Below are 17,940 nucleotides of genomic sequence, written 5' to 3'. Positions count from 1 at the left end.
CCTAGTCGCCGCGGTGCGTGATGCTGTCTTCGACGTTACGCACGCCGCCTTCGACGGCCCGCTCTGCGCCGGTGACGAGATTGACGATCCAGCGGACCGTCGCGACGACGCCGATGATCGCGAACACGAAGATGATGAAGAACGCCCAAGCGGCGGTCTCGGCCATGTGGATGAGCGTGTGTTCCATAGCGACGAACCGCTTGGCGGTCGCGGCGTCTAGACCTGCCGGCCCTCGAGCGTCAGGGTTCGAAAAGCATCCGGCGGCGGTATTGCGACGGCGATTGTCCCATGACGTCTTTGAACGCGCGCGAAAACGTGCAGCAGCTCTGATAGCCGGTTTGCGTTGCGAGCGTGGAGATCGCACCGTCGCGGCGTTCGAGGTGCGTGAGCGCGTATTCGATCCGTAGCGTTTTTACCAGCGTCGAGAACGTGATACCGACTTTTTCGGCAAAATAGCGCGAGAAGGCGCAGGTGGTCATTCCGGCGAGCGCAGCGACCGTTTCCAGGCGAATCGGTTCGCCGATGTGCTCGCGAACGTACTGCGCCGCGGCCAGCGTCCGCGGATAGTAGAGAATCCGCCGTTGCACGTCGTCGGCCAAAAGACGGGACTCAAAGGCTTGAACGGTATCGAGCACGCTGCAGCCTCCAATAGACGGGGTGGAGCTAGCCCATTTGGGCTAGTTCGGCTCTAGTCCTTTTGGGGAAGGCCAGGCGGGTCAGGCCCTGGGCGCTCGCCAATCCACTTGGCAATGCCACGCCGACCCGAGGCCGCTCAAGCGCCGTGGACCACCCGCGTGCGGGCGGCGTACGCCGCTGCGCGTTTTCGCGAGGCTGCCGCACTTTACGACCGTCATGCGGCCGGGACCGCCGAAATCCCAGCCGACGTGGTTTTCGTGCGGGCCCGGATCGCGCTCGACGCTGATCCCGCGAGCGCCGTCGACCTGCTGCTCGCGCATCGCGCCGGATTCGTCCAGAAGGCGGATCGGCTCACCGCCGAGCTGCTGCTCGGCTCGAGCTTCGCGCAGCTGCGCGAGTTTGCCGCCGCCGACGCGCACTTCGAGCGTGCCCGCACATTGCTGGATCGCCGTTCGCTCGTACAGTCGGCTGCCCTCGCCGCCGCGCGCGGACGCCGCTACATTTGTGAATCGCGTATCGGTGACGCGTGGCGCTGCTACGAATCGACGCTGGTCGACGTCCGGACCGAAGGCCAAATCGAGAGCGAGCGGCTCAAGGGTGAGATCCACCTTGCCGAGTCGCGCAGCGGTGAAGCCGCGGACTCGCTGTTGCGTCTGCTCGCGCTGATGCAGGGCAACATCGATGCGAAGCTGGCGCTCTGGTATCGCGCGGTCACGCAGTTGGCACATCTTGCTTGCGAACTTCCCGCTCCGGCGGCGGCAGCCGCCGCGGCGGACGCGCTCGCGGTTCGTCCGTCGTGGTCACCCGATTTTGCGGCCGACCGGTTTCAGGCGCTGCGCGCGCTGGCGTGGCGGAAGACGCTTGCCGGCGATCGGCTCGGATCGTTCCGGTACTTGCGCGAAGCCGGCGCCGTTGCCGAAGGGCTCGGAAGCGCGCCGCTGCGGGCCATCGTCTTACTCGATCGCGCTTTCTTCGCGCGCACGGCACACGAAGAACACTGGTGCGCAAACGAACTGGCGGCGGCGACCGATCTGCTGCGCGACGTCGACTGGGCGCGCGCCGGCGTTTTGGAACGCACGGCGCTTCCGCTCTTCGCCGAGGCGCTCGCGGCGAGCGATCCGGACGCGGCGGCCGCGGCGATCGCGCGCTATTTCACGCTCTCGCGTACGTTCGATCCGGTCGCGACCGCGGCGCGGGGCATGGTGCACTTTGCAAACGGACGCACGCGCGAGGCCGTGCGCGACTTGAGCGCCGCCTACGATGAGTTCGATCGCCTCGGCTCGGACTGGCGCGCCGGCAAAGCGGCGCTTGCGCTGGCGCACGCAACCGCACACGCACGCTGGCAATTGCTGGCGTTGGAGAAGTTGGAATTTTACGCGTCCTCCTGGCTCTACGAGCAGGCCGCGAGCCTGGCCGTGCCGCCGCAAAGCTCCGGGGGTTCGTCACTAACGCCGATGCAGGAGCGTGTCTTCAACATGATCTGCGAGGGGCTCTCGACCGACGCCATCGCTGCGCGCCTGGGCCGCAGCCGCTCGACGGTTCGCAATCATCTCAAGCTGATTTTTAAGGCGCTCGGCGTACGTTCTCGTTCGGCGCTGGTAGCCAAGGCGGCGCGCAGCGGCCGCTTCACCTAGCCGGTAACCCAAGGAGCGATCACCTCCATGCTCGGTGCCCATGTCGTCCTTCACCTCGGTCTGTGCCATGCGATGCTGAACTTGCCGCCGGAAACGGCGATTACGGCGCACGTCCGCGTGATCGACCGGATCGGGCGACCGCACCTCGATCAGAACATGAGCTTCCTGCGTAATTACGAGAACACCGGCGTCGTACAATTCGACGTTCCTTTCGGTCTGTATGCGCTGCAAGTAAGCGTTCCGCGATACGGCTGCTACGCTCAAGATTTCTTTTTCATCATCAACGGTCACGATCGCACGATGACCGAGCAGCTGACCGACGGCGCCCCGGCCGCAACATATCCCATGCTGATGGACGGAACCGCACCGGCCTCGTTCATCTACCTTTCGCCGACGTACGTGTTGTTCGACAAAGATACGCAGTGCAACAAGCCCGTGGGCGATCCGATTCAGGTACAAACCAAGATCGAGGACGATCAAGACTCGTTCTACGTCTGGATGTATCCGGACGCATCGCTGGTCGCGCGCGGGCAAGAAACGATTGCGATGCAAATCCAAACGCCGACCGGTGACTATCACTACGTGCGGATCAAAGCGCCGTTTCCGGTACCGTGGCACGGGTGGCCGATCAACATCCAGTTCACGCTGAACGAGGGCGCGATCGACTTCATCTCGACCCAGCCTACCGGCGTGCTGCTCTGTCCGAAGATCTACGAGACGTCCTCGGGTTAAGAGGGGTGTAGAACATGCTGCGGCACGTGACGACCTGGTTCATCGTTCTCGCATCACTCGGCGTCGTTGCGTTGGCGGCGTGCTCCGGGGGCGCCGCTCAGAACCCGACGACGAAAGCCTCGCCGGGAGCGACTCCGACGCCTTCGCCGGTGCCGACCGGGGCGGCGCTGAGCTGGCCGGTGTTCGGGCACGATCCCGCGCGCAGCGGTGTCGACGTCGGGGATACGACGCTCACGACAACAAACGTTTCTCAACTCGTGGAGAAGTGGCAAATTTCGTTTGGGAGCGGTAACGTGGCGGATTCCACGCCAATCTTGCTGGCGAACATCCAGATCGGCGGCACCGCGCAGCAGATGCTTTATCAAACCGACAAGAACGGCGAGACCTTCGCAATCGAAGCGCAGACCGGCAAAGTCATATGGACGTACACGACCAGCGGGCCGAATATTACCCAGTCGACGCCTGCGGCCGATCCGTCAGGTCAGGCAATCTACGTTCCCGGCGTCGATGGAAAAGTGCATAAGCTCGATGCGGCGACCGGCGCAGAAATGAGCGCGCCGGGATTCCCCGCCACGATCACGACGATTCCCAATACCGAAAAAGACGCTTCGGCACTCAACGTCGCAAACGGCTACCTGTATGCAACGACGTCGGGATACTATGGCGACACGCCATATTACGACGGTCACGTCGTGAGCGTGAACCTCTCGACCGGCGCAACCAGCGTGTTCAACTCGCTGTGCAGTTCGCAGACCACGCTGCCGACAGACTCGTCCTGTCCGAATAGCGACTCGGGCATTTGGGCACGCGGCGGTGCGGTGGTCGATCCGTATCCGTCGATGAACGGCGACGTCTACGTCGCGACCGGCAACGGCTTGTACGACGGCAGCGACAACTACGGCGACTCCGTGATCGCGCTCACGGCCAACCTCTCGATGATCGGCAGTTACACGCCAACCACGTACGCAAGCTTACAGAATGGCGATATCGACCTCGGCTCGACCTCGCCAACCTTGCTCCCCGTTCAGAGTACGAGCACGACGCCGCTGATGCTCGTACAGGGCGGAAAAGACTCGACCCTGCGCTTGCTGAATCGTTCGCCGCTTCCCGGCGTCGGCGGTGAGTTGCAAGAGATCGATTTACCGGATCGATTGTACGCAACCCCCGCGGTCTGGACCAATCCGGCGGGCGTGACGTATATCTTCTTCGGATTGCCGAATCAGATCGATGCGTACGAGCTAGAGACGAACGGGGCCGGCGCGAGCAGCCTCGTGGAAGCATGGAGCGCGTCAGACGGGTCCACGAGCGGCGAGGGAACCTCGCCGGTGGTCAGCAACGGCATCGTCTTCGTCGCGATGGATAACGCCATCTATGCGCTCTCGGCGCAAACCGGAAACGAGTTATGGAGCAGCGCGAGCACCGCTCATTCGATCGGGCCCGTGCACTGGCAGAGTCCGATCGTCGTAAACGGCTGGGTCTACTGCTCGGACCAGAACGGGAATCTGACGGCATACGGCTTGCCGTGACGCATCACGGACACGTGCGTCCTCCGAGAATGACCTTCGAGAATTGCGGCTGAGCGGTGATCGGGAAGGGCTGCGCACCACCGCCGGCAACGCGCACGCAATCGTAGGATAAGAGATAGGCCATGACGTTCGCGTACTCGCTCGGTTTCAACGAGCCGGGCGCGGTGAGGGGCATCTGGGTCGTCACGATCGTCCGAACCTGCGTCAGGTTCAAATGCGATCTCGCGAAGCTCGCGCCCGTCAGCGCCGGCGCTGAAATTCCCTGAAGATGCACGCCATGGCACGTTGAGCACCGCGCCTGGTAGAGCGTCTTGCCTGCTGCCACCTGTGCCGGCGTGTACGGCGCCGAACCGGTCGAAGGCAACGCGCTCGAGGTGCTCGTCGCTGCAAGTACCACCTGCCCGGCCGAGCTATTCGCGATCGGTGAAGGAACGGGGCCGAGACGGTACGCCGTCACGAAGCTGCTTTTTGCAACCGGAGCGTTGGGCGTCTGCTGCGCGCCGGCCGAGCCGCTCACCACGGTGATATACTCGTTGCCGCCGACGCTGTAGGCACTGATCGGCGCCACGATCGAAGCGCCGGTGTTCGTTTTCCAGAGCTGCTTACCGTTCTTCGGATCGAAGGCATAGAGATTACCGCTGAGGTCGCTGGTGAACACCAATCCGCTACGCGTGACGAGCGCGCCGCCTTGCGCCGCGTATGGAAGACGCGCGATCCATACGATCTTTCCCGTCGCAATGTCGACGGCGGTGAGCCTTCCGGTTGCATCTTGCCGTTTCGGAAGCGGTCCGCCCTCGTACGGCTGGCCGGGAACGTACACCGGATCGGTGCTCGTAATCTTCCAAATGCCGCATTCGACGGTGTTCGGAACAAGCACGTAATTCGTGCCCGGATCGTAAGCGAATCCATTGAACTCGAGTCCGCCGCCGTGATTCGGACAGGCCGGCGTTCCCTTCAGTGAAGGCGCCGTCGTGTTGAGGCCCGTCTGATCGTCGACGGGAAAGCGATAGATGACCTTACCGTCGGTACGATCCAAAACCGCAAAGTCTCCGCCTTTGTCGCCGATGGCAAGGAGCTGCCGCATCGTTCCTGCGACCTTGCCGTCGAAGAGAATAGGCGGCATGGCCGGATCCGCGTCGTGCGTGTCGTTGTGGAGCAGCTGATAGTACCATTTCATCCGCGGCTTCGGCCCGCTGATGTCGAGCGCAACGACCGAGTCGGTATAAAGATTCAATCCCTTCCGGTAGGTATCGACCATGTCGGGGCCCGGGTTGCCCGGTGCGACGTAGAGCGTGTTCGTTTCCGGATCGATCGTGAGTCCGCCCCACACGGCGCCTCCGCCGTGTTCCCACGACGTTCCGGGCCACGTGTTGTGTCCCGGCTCGCCCGGAAATGGAATGCTATGCCAGTCCCACAACCGATGGCCGTCGCTCGTACTGAACGCCTGAACGTGACCGATGCCTCCGGTATCGCCCGCAGAATTGCCAAGAATGATTTCGTTCTTGTAAACGTACGCGGCCATGTGGAACCACGAATTCGCGGTCGAGGTGTACCGGTCGTTCGGGCAGCCGTTCACGTCCCACAATTGTTTTCCGGTGGTCGCGTCGATGGCGATGACGCGGCAGTCCTGCGTCGCAAGAAAGATCTTGCCGTCCTCGATGCCGACGCCTTGATTCACCGCGAAGGTCAACGTATAAGCGGGCGTGTACGGAAATTCCCACTCGAGTTTGCCGGTGGCGGCGTCGAGCGCGAGCACGCTTTCGTGGGGAGTCGACAGATACATCGTGCCGTGCCAGATGATCGGCGAGGTCTCTTGCTGACCGTTATCGGCGATCAGCGTCGACCAGGCTTTCGTCAGCGTACCAACGTTTTCGGGTGTAATCTGGGTTAGGCCGCTGTAGCGGTTGTTGGCATAATCCTTGCCCGGGAGGATCCAATCGTTGTCGTCGGCGGCCGCGTTGACCAGCGCACGCGCGTTCGGGAAGCTCGCGCCGCCGGAACCGCCGTTGCATGACGCGAGCGTCAAGACGAGTACCGCCGTCACCACCTGCGAGATACGCTTCATTCGATTCTCCCGACGCTGCGAGTTCGTGCCTCAGTCTAGCATCGCGGCGACGACGTGTCTGTTAATAAGGGCTTGGCAGACAACCCCACGCATCGCGGCTACTGTGATCCGGTGATACCCGGACCGAGGAGCGCTCTTACATCTATCGCGTTGCTAGTCGCTCTTGTGCTCGCGTCTTCGGGCTCTGCTCCGGCGCAGCAAGCTCCGGCGCAACAACCGCCGGTGAAGCAGGATCGCACCATCCTCGACATCATCGGGTCGTACAATACGATGGCGGGAACTGACTCCGGCGTTGGCTCGCCCGCCGATCCGAGGACAAACGACCTGCGTTTGAGCGGGAGAATAACGCAGCTCGTCGGCAGCCGTTTACAATTCTACTATTTCTACGATAACGGCGGGTACGACAGCACTCTTGGGCGCGTTTCCAACGCGACGGGCGAGTACATCTACCCGAACCCGAGCAGACAAAATTCCATCGAAATCGGCGCTCGTTACACCACGAGCAGCCGCACGTATCTTCAAACGGCGTATTTCTACCGGTGGCAAGTGTGCTGCCCGGCGTCCGGCGCCGCAAGCAATCTCGCCCCGACGAATACCGAGCGCCTCTACTATCTGGAGGCGGGTTATCATACCTCGCCGCTTTGGCATACGGGCATCGTCGCGGGCTATGCGGTGCATGGCGTCTTGGATCCCTATCATCTGACGACGCCGGCGTATCTCGCTGCGTTGCATCTCGGCCTCTCCGATAAAGAGCGCTCCATCACCGGCCTGTATCAAATCCTATCGCTCTCGACGCCGCTCGGCCATGCGGAAAAACTCAACGCGTTCGGAAGCTACTTGTTCGGGGCGGTCGACTATTTCGATAATAGCTACGCGCCGTACTATTACAATGCTTTCGTTTACGGCCTCGACTACCGCTTCACCAAGCGCTTCACGCTGACGTCCGAGATCAACATCTTTACGCAAGATCATCTGGTCGGCGAGCCCTTCGTCTACCCCAATGCCATTCACCGATCCATCTTCATCGTGAGCGGCGATTACACGCTCCCGCTGTAGCACCTTGGAGGCCCACACGTAGTTCGTCATGGGGAAACTATTGGGTGAGGCGTTACTCGGTTTCGCAGCGGAGCACTATCGGATCGGTCCTGCGCCGGACGAGATCATCCTCCACTACATTATCGCGTCGGGCACGATCGACGGAGCACGTCTTCGGCTTTCCGCTATTCCGAGCTGCGGCGCGGAATGGAACAGGGTCGGAGGAGACGGTGTGATGGCGTTCGAGTCACGCGGGGTTCTTCAGAGTCCATCCGGCGATCTCGTCTGCGCCAGCTTCTCCGGTATCTACGACCTGGGAGACGACGGCTACGTTGACGCTCTGGGCGATGCCCTCACGTCGAAGGTCGTCGCCGAGGCCGTGATCCGGTTTCAGACGGGGTCCAAGATCTACCGGTGGCTCAACCGCGAGTTGTTCGTTGGACGCGGTCAGCGCGATTTTGCGGCTCGAACATTGCGGCTACGGATCTTTTCGGTGGACGATTAACCCGGCGCGTCGGCCAGAGCGAGCGATGTTAGATCGGCGACTGCACTCAGCATTGCAAGATCGACTCTCGAGGGTTGCTGCCCCTCGTAAATTGCTTCGAGGCGAGCGACGAACCCGTTCCGAGAGTGGACGGCGGCCATAAACACGTGCTCGAGCGCCGGCCACTTTACGCGCTCCAGGCCCCGAGAAAAGTGCAAAGCCAACCCGGTGCTCATCGTTGCTTTGGATCGCGCGAGCACGTGGCCCGGATGCTTCAGCGTTCCAATCAAGTGAAGCTCATCGCGCAGGGCAGGCGGCCAATTCGCCACGATGTATGAGCTGATTTCCAGCGTCGATCGGATTGCAGCGGTATGACCGGTTCGCTGAATCTCCCACATGCCCGGACCGGTATGAGTCGCACTAACCAGGGAGCTCGCCGGCAATTTTCTCGCGCAATGCTCGCGTACGAGCGTCAATGCCTCCTCCGCCGTTGTCGCCGCCCAAAGACGTCGCGAGAGCGACCGAAGCGAGGTAAAGGCCTCGAGAACGGCGTGCGATTGCGGTTGAAGACATGGCAATACCGCGAGCTCGACGATTGCGAGCGAAAAGAGATAGGCTTTCTCTTCGTCAGTCAATCGCAGCGCCGATGCAACGCGGTCGAGCACGCGCGGGGAAACGCGGATATCGGATCCCGTTTCAAGTTGCGTATACCAAGCCGGCGTGATGCCGGCGAGCTCGGCCACTTCTTCCCTACGCAAGCCGGGAACCCGGCGGCGCCCGACCGAGGGGAGACCGACGTCGTGCGGACTCAAACGGGCCCGGCAGCCCATGAGAAATTCGCGCAGCGCAGCTCTTCTGCGGCCTTCGCTGCTTACGGCATTTGATTTAAGAGCCACGCTCGGCCTGACGATCGGCATGTGAAGCGCCCCACTGACACTCGATGGAACCGCTTTCGGCAGCCGAGGTTTACGGCCTCGCGCACCAACGGACGGGTAGCCAGCCGCCCCGCGCTATGCACTCTACTGCCACTAGGGGGTATACGGTCTGCGTGGCAGGGCTCTCTCTCGTGCCATATCTTTTTTCTGTGTCGTTCAGCGCCTTGGGCGCATCAAGAACGTTGAGGGAATGGCCCCATGTCTCACATCGATGCCTACGATCAACTATTTGCGCAGCCAAAGCCGACTGAAGTTCCTCGACCACGACGCCGTCCGTCGTCACAGTTGACGATTCTGCTGCGGCATTTTCGGTGGAGGATCGATCCGAAGATCGCAGCGCTGGGCCCGTACCGGCGTCTGCCGTCTCGGCGTGGAAAGCCGGTGACGCAGGAAGAGCTTGCCGAGTATCTCGGCGTGAGCCGTACGTGGTACGGTCTGCTCGAATCGAAGAAGCCGGTTCGCGCCTCCCTTGTCCTGCTCGATCGTCTTTCTGCGGCATTGATGCTTACGCGCGAAGAACGCGCAAAGCTCTTTGCTTCAGCTCTTCCGGAACTGGATTTTCCCTTCGCACGCTAACGCGCGTCTCGCCGAACCACCTTTGGATCGCGCCCAGCATTCAGCCTGACAACTACGTAGCGGACGAGTTCGCGATCGATTCCAAATCTGAAGAAGGCGAATCGATGGAATCCAACGGCAAGCGCCCGTGACGTGAGCCGGTCGCTCCACGCAGCTATTTTGTGGCTCGGAATGCCGGCGCCATCATATCCTGCTCGCCGCCTGTGATACCAAGTTTCGCTGCGGTTTCGCGCCAGCCAGCGACCGTCTCGTACATTCGTTTAATGGTCGCATCCGGATCCCGGACGCGAAAATATGGTGCGACGGATCGCGCGAGGTCGAGATCGAGCGCGTTGTCGCTATCGTCGATATCGAGTGCTAATCCAAGCGAATCGGGATTCGGATTCATATCATAGGCTGGAGAGAGTCTCCATCCATTCGGCGTTAGCAAGAAACCGTGATTGCGTAGATGATCGTCGGTATTCGAGACCATGATGTTGAAGACGATTCGCGTCCATAGTTCTAAAAGGTCATCGCCGGCTTCCGCCCCCTGTGAAGCAAGGACATCTGCGATCTCAAGATAGCTCGCGTTCTCACCATCGACATGTCCGGTCAACGTCATCGCCGAGGCAAAATGGATACGCGCACCAGTTTCACTTCGGTCGAAGCGCCGTATCAGAAACGTGTGCGCGCTACCGCCGAAACGGCGGGCCTGCGCAACCGGCACGCGGATACCGCATCGAGAAGCCAATTCATGCAGGACGTACTCCCAGGCGCCGGCATCATAGCGATCGTTCACGCTCGGGAACTTCGCGATCCAGAGACTGCCATCAGTATCGCTCACCGACGCCTTCGGGCGCGCTCCGCCGAGCGATGCACCGGGTGCGAGCAAGATGCGCAGTTGTTCGTCAAGGCCCGGGTTGTCGTCCGTGTCGCTTTCGAACGCGCGGCTCGCCGCTTCGAGTTCGCGAATGCGTACGAACGGCGGCGCCGCCGTCGGGAGGTCGGCGGCAAGAAAAGCACCCGCATCGTCGAGTTTGAAACGCAGCGCCCCCAACCGAAATGTGTCATGAACACCGAGCAGGTAGTCCGATTCGTTCAGCCGCGCGTTGGTCGGCAGATCGCCTGCGCGCTTGCGGCGTGCAAAACTGCGGTCGATCAAACGCCGTCCCCAGCGGTCGGGGCTCGCGTCGGCAAACATTCCAAACTGTGTGCGCCCATTGCGCGGATACTGCGGCCCGGCAAAAAGGCTGATATCCGGATCGAGCTGCTGCCGCGCGAGCTGGGGGTCACCGAGCGCATCTTTTGAAAGTGCAAATTCGAAGATCTCACCGGTTCGGCCGGCGCGTGCGTCGAGCAATCCGAGTTGCATCGGCTCCCGGTCGTGCAGCCAATCGGCGTAAACGCCAATGCGATGGTCGCTCACGCTTTCACGCGTTGACGGCGCTTCAAATTCGCGTCCTGAAGATCGCGCCCGATAGGATCGGTGGCAGCGACGGCGTCGAGGTCAGCGTCGAGTCCGAGTACGTGGAGGACCGCGGTGTAGGCGCCGATCGTCGCGCCCGGACGGCCCTGCTCGATCCCGCGTAACGTCATGAGCGACATGCCGGCGCGCTCCGCGACGAGGGCCGCAGGAAGCCCACGGCGGCGGCGGGCGCTACGAATACGCTCCCCAAGCTGATGCAAGCGGCGCTGGACACGGGGGAGCAGAGGTGCGGTGGTCCTGGCCATAGACAATATTCTAGCTCTTAGCGTCTTTAATGTCTAGAATACTAGCACTTTACTGGTTCAGAGGGCGCGCGCGCACTCGCCCACAGGTTCGCACTGCTAGGCGCGATTGGCGCGCTGGAGGATTGGCAGGTTGGCGGGAGCGTGTAGGAATCGAACCTACCAGCCGCGTTGCGGCGGCCTCAGCGATTTTGAAGACCGTGCGAGCCACCAGACTCGTACGCTCCCACGATACGATGGTTTGGTTCGGACGCGCTTACCACATGAGCTTGAAGTGTTCGCCGGTGTAGGTCTTCATATAGTCTAGGCGGACCGACATCATGTGGCTCTTACGGGTGCGGAAATCAAAGCCGGTGCGCAGATCCTTTGACCGGTCCCTTTCGAGCCACCTGCCGGACTGAAAGACCCTCACACGTAGTTTTGCTGTACTTCGGCGGCGGTCCGAACGAAGTTCTCGAACTCGCGAAGCGGCAGCGGCCGACTGATTTGGAAGCCTTGGAGACGGTCGCACCCGAGCGCCGTCAGCACTTCACGTTGATGAAGCGTTTCGACGCCTTCGGCGGTGACCGACAACCGGAGTTTGTGCGCGATCGAAATGATCGATTCTGCCAGCGAGCGGTCTATGTCTCGTTCGATGCCTTCCACAAACGTTTGATCGATCTTGAGCGTATCGAGCGGCAGCCGCTTGAGGTAAGAAAACGAACTGTAGCCCGTTCCGAAATCATCGACGGCGATGCGAATGCCCATGCGCTTGATGCGCTCGAGCACGCTGATATCCGCTTCCGCGTTGGGCACGAGCGCCGACTCGGTGATTTCGATTTCCAAGAGCGAGGGGTCGGCGTCGTTGTCTCGCAGCACGCTCGCCATCATTTCCACGAATTCGGGATGACTCAATTGGCGCGACGAAATATTCACCGCGATCGAGAGCGGCCGGCCCTCGATTCGCCACCGCATCGCCTGCCGCACCGCCGTCTCGATAACCCACTTGCCAATCGGCGCGATCGCTCCGGTTTCTTCGGCAATCGAGATGAAATCGGACGGGGGATGCATGCGCCCGTCGGGGCCGGTCAAGCGAAGCAACGCTTCCACCGCGACGATGCGGTTGCTCCGCGCGTCGACGATCGGTTGGTATTGCAAGGTCAAACTGTCGGAACTCACCGCCGACTGCAGGTGATTCTGAATGTTATGGCGGCGCGCCGCGCCCTCATGCATGTGTGGGGCGAACACGGCGTATGGCGGAACCGATTTCTCCTTCGCGACGTACATCGCGGTGTCGGCGCTCCGGATGAGCACTTCGGGATCGGTGCCGTGCGCGGGATACAACGCGACCCCGATGCTGGCCGCCACGGAAAACTCGTAGGCATTGACGTAGAACGGCGCCGAAAGCCCATGGATCGCACGCTTGCACATTCTTTCCACGAACGCTTCGTTCTCGATCGATTGCATAACGGCCACGAACTCATCACCGCCCCACCGGGCGACGAGTGTATTCTCGGGCAGGAGCAAGCGAATGCGATCGGCGACGGCTTTCAACAGCAGATCGCCGACCGAATGACCGAGCGTGTCGTTGACGTCTTTGAACCGGTTGAGGTCGAGAAAAAGAACGGCGCAAATGTGTCCCTCGCGCTTCGCGCGCTCCAACGCGTCGATGAGCGCTTCCCGCATCGTTGCCCGATTCGGCAAGCCCGTGAGCTGGTCGTAGCGCGCAAGGCGTTCGAGCGATAGTTCCGCCTCCTTGCGCGCGGTAACGTCCATGACCGTGCCGAGCCGGCGGACGGCTCTTCCGGCGGAGTCATATTCGTGCTTCCCGTGCAACTGGACCCACCGCGTGCTTCCGTCGAGTAGTTCGATACGATGGTCCACCGTGAACTCTTCACCCGTTGACTGCGCGCGCTCGAGGTCGATGTCGACGCGGCCGCGATCCTCGAGAGGAATCGCACGCCGGTACAATTCGGCAAGAGCGGAATTCGGCGTGCCCGGCGGAAGTCCAAAGATGCGCAGAACCTCGGCGGAACACTCGATGCTGCCGCTTTGCACCGTCTGCGTCCATTTTCCCAAATGCGTGATCGCGTGGGCCTCTTCCAAGTCGGCCATGGCCTGCTCTGCGGCAAGCTGATTCAGAATCGCGGTGCGTTGACTGCGAATGTGCAGCGAGGCCGGGATGAACGCCAGCGCGTACGCGGTTGCGTACACGACGAGCGTCGTAAAATTGTCGGGCGTCCAAAACAGACCGCGAAACGCCGAATAGCCCGCCATGAAGATGAATCCGCTCGCCATCGCCGCCGCGAGCGCGCGCGAATCGTAAAATGCGTTTTGCGCGCCGATAATGACCAGCAACCCGGAAGCAATATACAGGTTCTGGTCGCCGCTGTTGACGACCAGCGCCGCGACGACGCAAAGCGCGAGCACGCCTTGGACGAATTGCAACACGGAAGCATAGCGCCGCGCCGCCGGAGCGAAGAGGAGCAGGCCGGCGACGACGATCGAACAGCCGGTACACACAAAGCGCAGGGGAAGCGAATCCGGCGGCAGGCCCGGCAGAACCGCGAGCACGTAGTGAAACGCCGGTAGAAGCACGCCGATGAGAGCGCTGTATAACAGCGCCGTGTTGTAGCTATTTCGCTGGAGCCACAGCTTGTAAGCGTGCACACTATCTCATCGGCACCGGCAGTCCGCCGTCCGAAGTACCGTCGGCGCGGTCACGCGCCGCCTGTCAAAAAGTTTACAATACGAGGAAGACTATTGCCCGACCACGAGCGGGTAGTCGATTGTCTTTCCGTCGTACGTGATGTGGATCGTCCAGGATCCGGAAATCGAGAACTCGACGCGCCCTTTGAAGATATCGGGGTCGGAGGTCGGCTTGAACGTCACGTGGGGCGATCGCATCGGCCTGTCTCCCACGGCCATGGTCGCGACCGCGGTCACGCTTTTTGGCGGCGTTCCTGAAAATTTAATGGTAACATCCGCATAGTCGCTTGGATGCGGCGGGCCAATCGTGATCACCGGTTGATCGTTCGGCGTCGGGGTAGCCGTTGGATTCGTGATCGGCGCACCGCAGACTGCGGCGCTCACGTAAAAAACGAACGCAGCCGCTCCGGCGGCCGCCGCGATCCATCGTGCGAAGTTGCGCATGTAGGCTTCTTCGCGTAAAGGGCCGGAAAATACCGCAGGATGACTGCAGTCCCCGCATAAGCAGGCTAGCGGGATCATGATGTTTTTCGAAGCCGAAGCGACCGGCGACGGGGGGCTGCTCCAGCGGCTGCTCGGCATTACCTATGAGATTTTGCACGCGCAGGAGATCGCGCCGGCGCTGGAATCGATCGCTCGCGCGGTTGCCGAACTCTTCGGATTCAAGTACGTCACGATCGTCGCCGCCGACGCCCCCGGCGGCGAACTTCACCGGCGCGTGCTGCTCGGCTTCCCCGAAGAGGTCATCCGCGAACGTCTCGGCGAGCACATCGATCGCAAATCCGTTTTGGAGATTCTTCCGCCCGAATCGGAAGTGCTGCCGTATTGCTTCTATAATCCCGCCGAACGCGAGATCTACTGGAAGCAGAGCATCTACACCGGTTATCGCCCGCTCAACGAACCGCGCCTGTCTCCCGACGCGTGGCACGAGCGCGATACGCTCACCCTGGTCCTACCCGATCGCGATGGGAACATGCTGGGCTATCTCTCCGCCGACGCGCCGCTCGATGGGAAGGTTCCGTCGATCGAAACGCTGCGCCGCATGCAGCTCTTTACCAATCTCGTCGGACTCGCGCTCGCAAACGCGCGCGCCCACCGCGCCGAGCTCGAACAACGCCTGGATCTGGAAGAGAGCGCGCGACTGCAAAACGAGTTCTTCGGCATGGTCTCCCACGAGGTTCGCTCGCCGCTCGCCGCAATCCGAGGCGCGACCGCGCTGTTGCAGACCCACTTCGAAACGCTCGGACTCGAGCGGCGGCAAGAATTGCTCGGCGTGCTCTCCAGCTCGACCGGCCGCCTTTCATCGATCTTCGAAGATTTTCTGCTGCTCTCGCGGATGGACGCGGGGCATCTCTCGCTGCGCATCGAGCGCATCACCCCGATCGCGATCATCGAAGAATCGGTGGCGCGCATGCGCAGCGAATATCCCGAACGCTCGTTCAATGCGGCCTATCTCGAACCGGTGCCGCCGATGTTGGGCGATGAGGGACGCGCGGTTCAGATACTGACCAATTTGCTTTCGAACGCGGTGAAGTACAGTTACCCCACCAGCCCGATCCACATCGACCTCAAACCCGGAGAGGATCACGTGCGCATCTCCGTCATCAACGAGGGGCCGGGCATCACGAAGGAAGATCGAGCCAAGGTCTTCACGCGGTTCGGACGCGTTTCATCCGGCGAGGGCTCGACGGGCCTGGGCCTCTACATCTGCCGCGAGCTGGTAGAAATGATGCACGGGCAGATCGGTTTCGAAAGCGAGCCCAACCACCGCACGTCGTTCTGGTTCAGCCTGCCGCGACCATAGCGAAAGCAAGCTCGGAGGGTTCCTTAACCTTAGAAGTAGCTTTATTTGCGCTTCTATGGTAGAACCGGGGGCGTGAAGACCCGTCCGGACATCCGCAACGTCGCCATCATCGCCCATGTCGACCACGGCAAAACCACACTCGTCGACGCCATGCTCAAGCAAAGCGGCGTTTTTCGTGAGGGCCAGCACGTGGAGACGCGGGTCATGGATTCCAACCCGCTCGAGCGGGAGCGCGGGATCACGATCTTGGCCAAAAACACCGCCGTACGCCACGGTGACGTGAAGTTCAACATCGTCGATACGCCCGGCCACGCCGATTTCGGCGGGGAGGTCGAACGCGTGCTGCAGATGGTGCAGGGCGTGCTGCTGCTGGTCGACGCGGCCGAGGGCGTGATGCCGCAGACGCGCTTCGTCTTACGCAAGGCGCTCGAACTCGACCTGAAGGCGCTGGTCGCGATCAACAAGATCGACCGCAAGGACGCACGGCCGACCGAGATCGTCAATGAAGTCTTCGATCTCTTCATCGAATTGGGTGCGAGCGACGAACAGGCCGACTTTCCGGTCGTCTTTACCAACGGCAAAGCCGGCATCGCGAAGCGAACGCTGGAAGACGACTCGAACGACCTCGAGCCGCTCTTCGAGATCATCAAGGCCCACGTTCCCGAGGCGCCGGCCGAGGACGGTCCCTTTCAACTCTTGATCTCCGCGATCGACCACAACAAGTACGTGGGCCGGATCGGCATCGGCCGGGTTTTCCGGGGCAGCTCAAAGGTGAACGCCCCGATCTCGAAAGTCGACCGCGAAGGAAAGGTCATGGGCGGCTTGCGCTTGACGACCCTGCTGACGTTCGCCGGCCTCGAACGCGTCGAGGTGGAGGAAGCTTCGGCCGGCGACATCGTGTGCGTTTCCGGGATCGAGGAGCTGAACATCGGCGACACGATCGCCGACGCGCAATCGCCCGAAGGCATCCATGCGGTCGCCGTGGATGAACCGACCGTTTCGATGTTCTTTTCGGTCAACAACTCGCCGTTTGCCGGCAAAGAAGGAAAGTTTTTGACCTCGCGGCAGATTCGCGAGCGTTTGACGCGCGAACTCGAATCGAACGTCGCGCTGCGCGTTGCCGACACCGACTCGGCCGATACGTTCGAAGTACGCGGCCGCGGCGAGCTGCATCTTTCGATCTTGATCGAAACGATGCGGCGCGAAGGCTACGAGTTGGCCGTTTCCAAACCGCAGGTCATCCTCACCGAGCGCGACGGCAAGCAGTGGGAGCCGGTCGAGTACGTCGTCGTCGACGTTGCCGAAGAGTATGCGGGGGCGGTGATCGAGTCGCTCGGCCGCCGTAAAGCGATCATGTCGAACATGCTCAACGTCGGTGATTCGCGCCGGCTGGAGTACACGATGCCGACGCGCGCGATCTTCGGGCTGCGCGGCGAGCTGCTCACGCTCACCCGCGGCACGGCCGTCATGTCGCACACGTACTACGATCATCAAGAATGGCAAGGTGAATTGCCGGGGCGCAACGTGGGCGCGCTGGTCGCGACCGACACCGGCCGCGTAACGGGTTACGCGTTGATGGGCGTCGAGCAGCGCGGGCGCTTTTTCGTCGATCCGGGCACCGACGTGTACGAAGGCATGATCGTCGGCCGCGCCAACGACGACAAAGACGTCGGCCTCAACGTTGTGCGCGAGAAGAAACTGACCAACATGCGCGCGGCCGGCAGCGACGAGAACGTCAAGCTGCCGCCGGCCGAGGTGATGTCGCTCGAGCGCGCGATCGAATTCATCGAAGACGACGAACTCGTCGAGGTCACGCCGCAGTCGATTCGGCTGCGCAAGCGTATCCTCAACGAGTCTGACCGGCTCAAAGCACGCCGTCGCGAAAAGACGAGCGTTTGATGCTCCCGCCGGCGGTCGTCTTGACGCTCGCGCTGGCAACGCGGCCGTCGCAGCAAGCGGCTGCCTCGGAAACCTGCGAAATCACGCTCCCGGGTGGGCCCTCACCCAACATCTGGCCGTCTGATCCATCGCATGTACGAGAGCATGGAGGGGATCTGGACGATCGCGCTCGATGATCGCGGTCACCTCTTCGTATCGACTGGATGGCCCACGTACGTA

General features: G+C 61.7%; 16 protein-coding genes and 1 tRNA gene. 8 read left to right on the top strand and 9 right to left on the bottom strand.

What is annotated here, in order from left to right; genetic code table 11:
• Window position 1 precedes the first annotated feature (1 nt).
• Together VMF11_03515 and VMF11_03510 are read right to left on the bottom strand one after the other, a co-directional pair.
• Complete coding sequence (locus VMF11_03515; GenBank protein ID HTU69366.1) at window positions 2–187, bottom strand: hypothetical protein; 186 nt, start codon at window positions 185–187, stop codon at window positions 2–4.
• A 52-nt stretch (window positions 188–239) separates the two neighbouring features.
• Complete coding sequence (locus VMF11_03510; protein HTU69365.1) at window positions 240–635, bottom strand: AraC family transcriptional regulator; 396 nt, start codon at window positions 633–635, stop codon at window positions 240–242.
• Window positions 636–749: 114 nt separating this feature from the next.
• On the opposite strand from VMF11_03510, the gene VMF11_03505 reads away from it, so the two are divergent.
• The 3 genes from VMF11_03505 to VMF11_03495 are packed head-to-tail and all read left to right on the top strand — an operon-like array spanning window position 750 to window position 4,528.
• Window positions 750–2,270, top strand: coding sequence for a helix-turn-helix transcriptional regulator (locus VMF11_03505; protein HTU69364.1), 1,521 nt, complete (start codon window positions 750–752; stop codon window positions 2,268–2,270).
• 27 nt (window positions 2,271–2,297) lie between these two features.
• Entirely contained in the window at window positions 2,298–3,002 is a 705-nt protein-coding gene (locus VMF11_03500; GenBank protein HTU69363.1) for a hypothetical protein, read from the top strand.
• Window positions 3,003–3,016: 14 nt separating this feature from the next.
• Window positions 3,017–4,528, top strand: a complete 1,512-nt coding sequence (locus tag VMF11_03495; protein HTU69362.1) for a PQQ-binding-like beta-propeller repeat protein — start codon at window positions 3,017–3,019, stop codon at window positions 4,526–4,528.
• Between the two features lie 4 nt (window positions 4,529–4,532).
• Here the strand turns inward: VMF11_03495 and VMF11_03490 are convergent, their stop codons facing one another.
• Complete coding sequence (locus VMF11_03490) at window positions 4,533–6,593, bottom strand: PQQ-binding-like beta-propeller repeat protein (protein ID HTU69361.1); 2,061 nt, start codon at window positions 6,591–6,593, stop codon at window positions 4,533–4,535.
• Between the two features lie 222 nt (window positions 6,594–6,815).
• On the opposite strand from VMF11_03490, the gene VMF11_03485 reads away from it, so the two are divergent.
• Both VMF11_03485 and VMF11_03480 read left to right on the top strand, forming a co-directional pair.
• Entirely contained in the window at window positions 6,816–7,649 is an 834-nt protein-coding gene (locus VMF11_03485) for a hypothetical protein (protein HTU69360.1), read from the top strand.
• Between the two features lie 28 nt (window positions 7,650–7,677).
• Entirely contained in the window at window positions 7,678–8,133 is a 456-nt protein-coding gene (locus VMF11_03480) for a DUF3237 family protein (GenBank protein ID HTU69359.1), read from the top strand.
• Here the strand turns inward: VMF11_03480 and VMF11_03475 are convergent.
• Window positions 8,130–9,008, bottom strand: coding sequence for a transcriptional regulator (locus VMF11_03475; protein HTU69358.1), 879 nt, complete (start codon window positions 9,006–9,008; stop codon window positions 8,130–8,132). The genes VMF11_03480 and VMF11_03475 overlap by 4 nt on opposite strands.
• Before the next feature lie 237 nt (window positions 9,009–9,245).
• On the opposite strand from VMF11_03475, the gene VMF11_03470 reads away from it, so the two are divergent.
• Window positions 9,246–9,623: a helix-turn-helix transcriptional regulator gene (locus VMF11_03470; GenBank protein ID HTU69357.1), complete on the top strand. Its 378-nt coding sequence runs from the start codon at window positions 9,246–9,248 to the stop codon at window positions 9,621–9,623.
• 154 nt (window positions 9,624–9,777) lie between these two features.
• Here VMF11_03470 and VMF11_03465 read toward each other — a convergent pair whose 3' ends face one another.
• The 5 genes from VMF11_03465 to VMF11_03445 form a co-directional block, all read right to left on the bottom strand.
• On the bottom strand, window positions 9,778–11,028 hold the full coding sequence (locus tag VMF11_03465; protein HTU69356.1) for a HipA domain-containing protein: 1,251 nt from the start codon (window positions 11,026–11,028) through the stop codon (window positions 9,778–9,780).
• The gene (locus VMF11_03460; GenBank protein ID HTU69355.1) at window positions 11,025–11,333 is read right to left on the bottom strand and encodes a helix-turn-helix domain-containing protein; all 309 of its coding nucleotides are present in this window, start codon (window positions 11,331–11,333) and stop codon (window positions 11,025–11,027) included. Before VMF11_03460 ends, VMF11_03465 begins: the two co-directional genes overlap by 4 nt.
• 131 nt (window positions 11,334–11,464) lie before the next feature.
• Window positions 11,465–11,558 (bottom strand) — tRNA-Sec (locus VMF11_03455).
• A 180-nt stretch (window positions 11,559–11,738) separates the two neighbouring features.
• Window positions 11,739–13,979 (bottom strand): EAL domain-containing protein, encoded by a 2,241-nt coding sequence (locus VMF11_03450; protein ID HTU69354.1) that lies wholly within the window; start codon window positions 13,977–13,979, stop codon window positions 11,739–11,741.
• 90 nt (window positions 13,980–14,069) lie between these two features.
• On the bottom strand, window positions 14,070–14,462 hold the full coding sequence (locus VMF11_03445) for a hypothetical protein (protein HTU69353.1): 393 nt from the start codon (window positions 14,460–14,462) through the stop codon (window positions 14,070–14,072).
• 76 nt (window positions 14,463–14,538) lie between these two features.
• Here VMF11_03445 and VMF11_03440 point away from each other — a divergent pair, with 76 nt between their 5' ends.
• Together VMF11_03440 and typA are read left to right on the top strand one after the other, a co-directional pair.
• A complete protein-coding gene (locus VMF11_03440; GenBank protein ID HTU69352.1) occupies window positions 14,539–15,822 on the top strand; it encodes a HAMP domain-containing sensor histidine kinase in 1,284 nt (427 codons plus the stop codon).
• A 72-nt stretch (window positions 15,823–15,894) separates the two neighbouring features.
• Window positions 15,895–17,721 carry a translational GTPase TypA gene (gene typA / locus VMF11_03435; protein ID HTU69351.1) on the top strand — a complete coding sequence of 609 codons (1,827 nt, stop codon included), beginning with the start codon at window positions 15,895–15,897 and terminating at the stop codon, window positions 17,719–17,721.
• The last annotated feature ends 219 nt before the right edge of the window (window positions 17,722–17,940 follow it).

The organism is Candidatus Baltobacteraceae bacterium (genome assembly GCA_035502855.1).
In the GTDB taxonomy this organism is placed as follows: Bacteria; Vulcanimicrobiota; Vulcanimicrobiia; order Vulcanimicrobiales; family Vulcanimicrobiaceae; genus Aquilonibacter.
The sequence above is the reverse complement of the archived record's forward strand: the minus strand, read 5'-3'. Positions and strand labels throughout refer to the sequence as shown.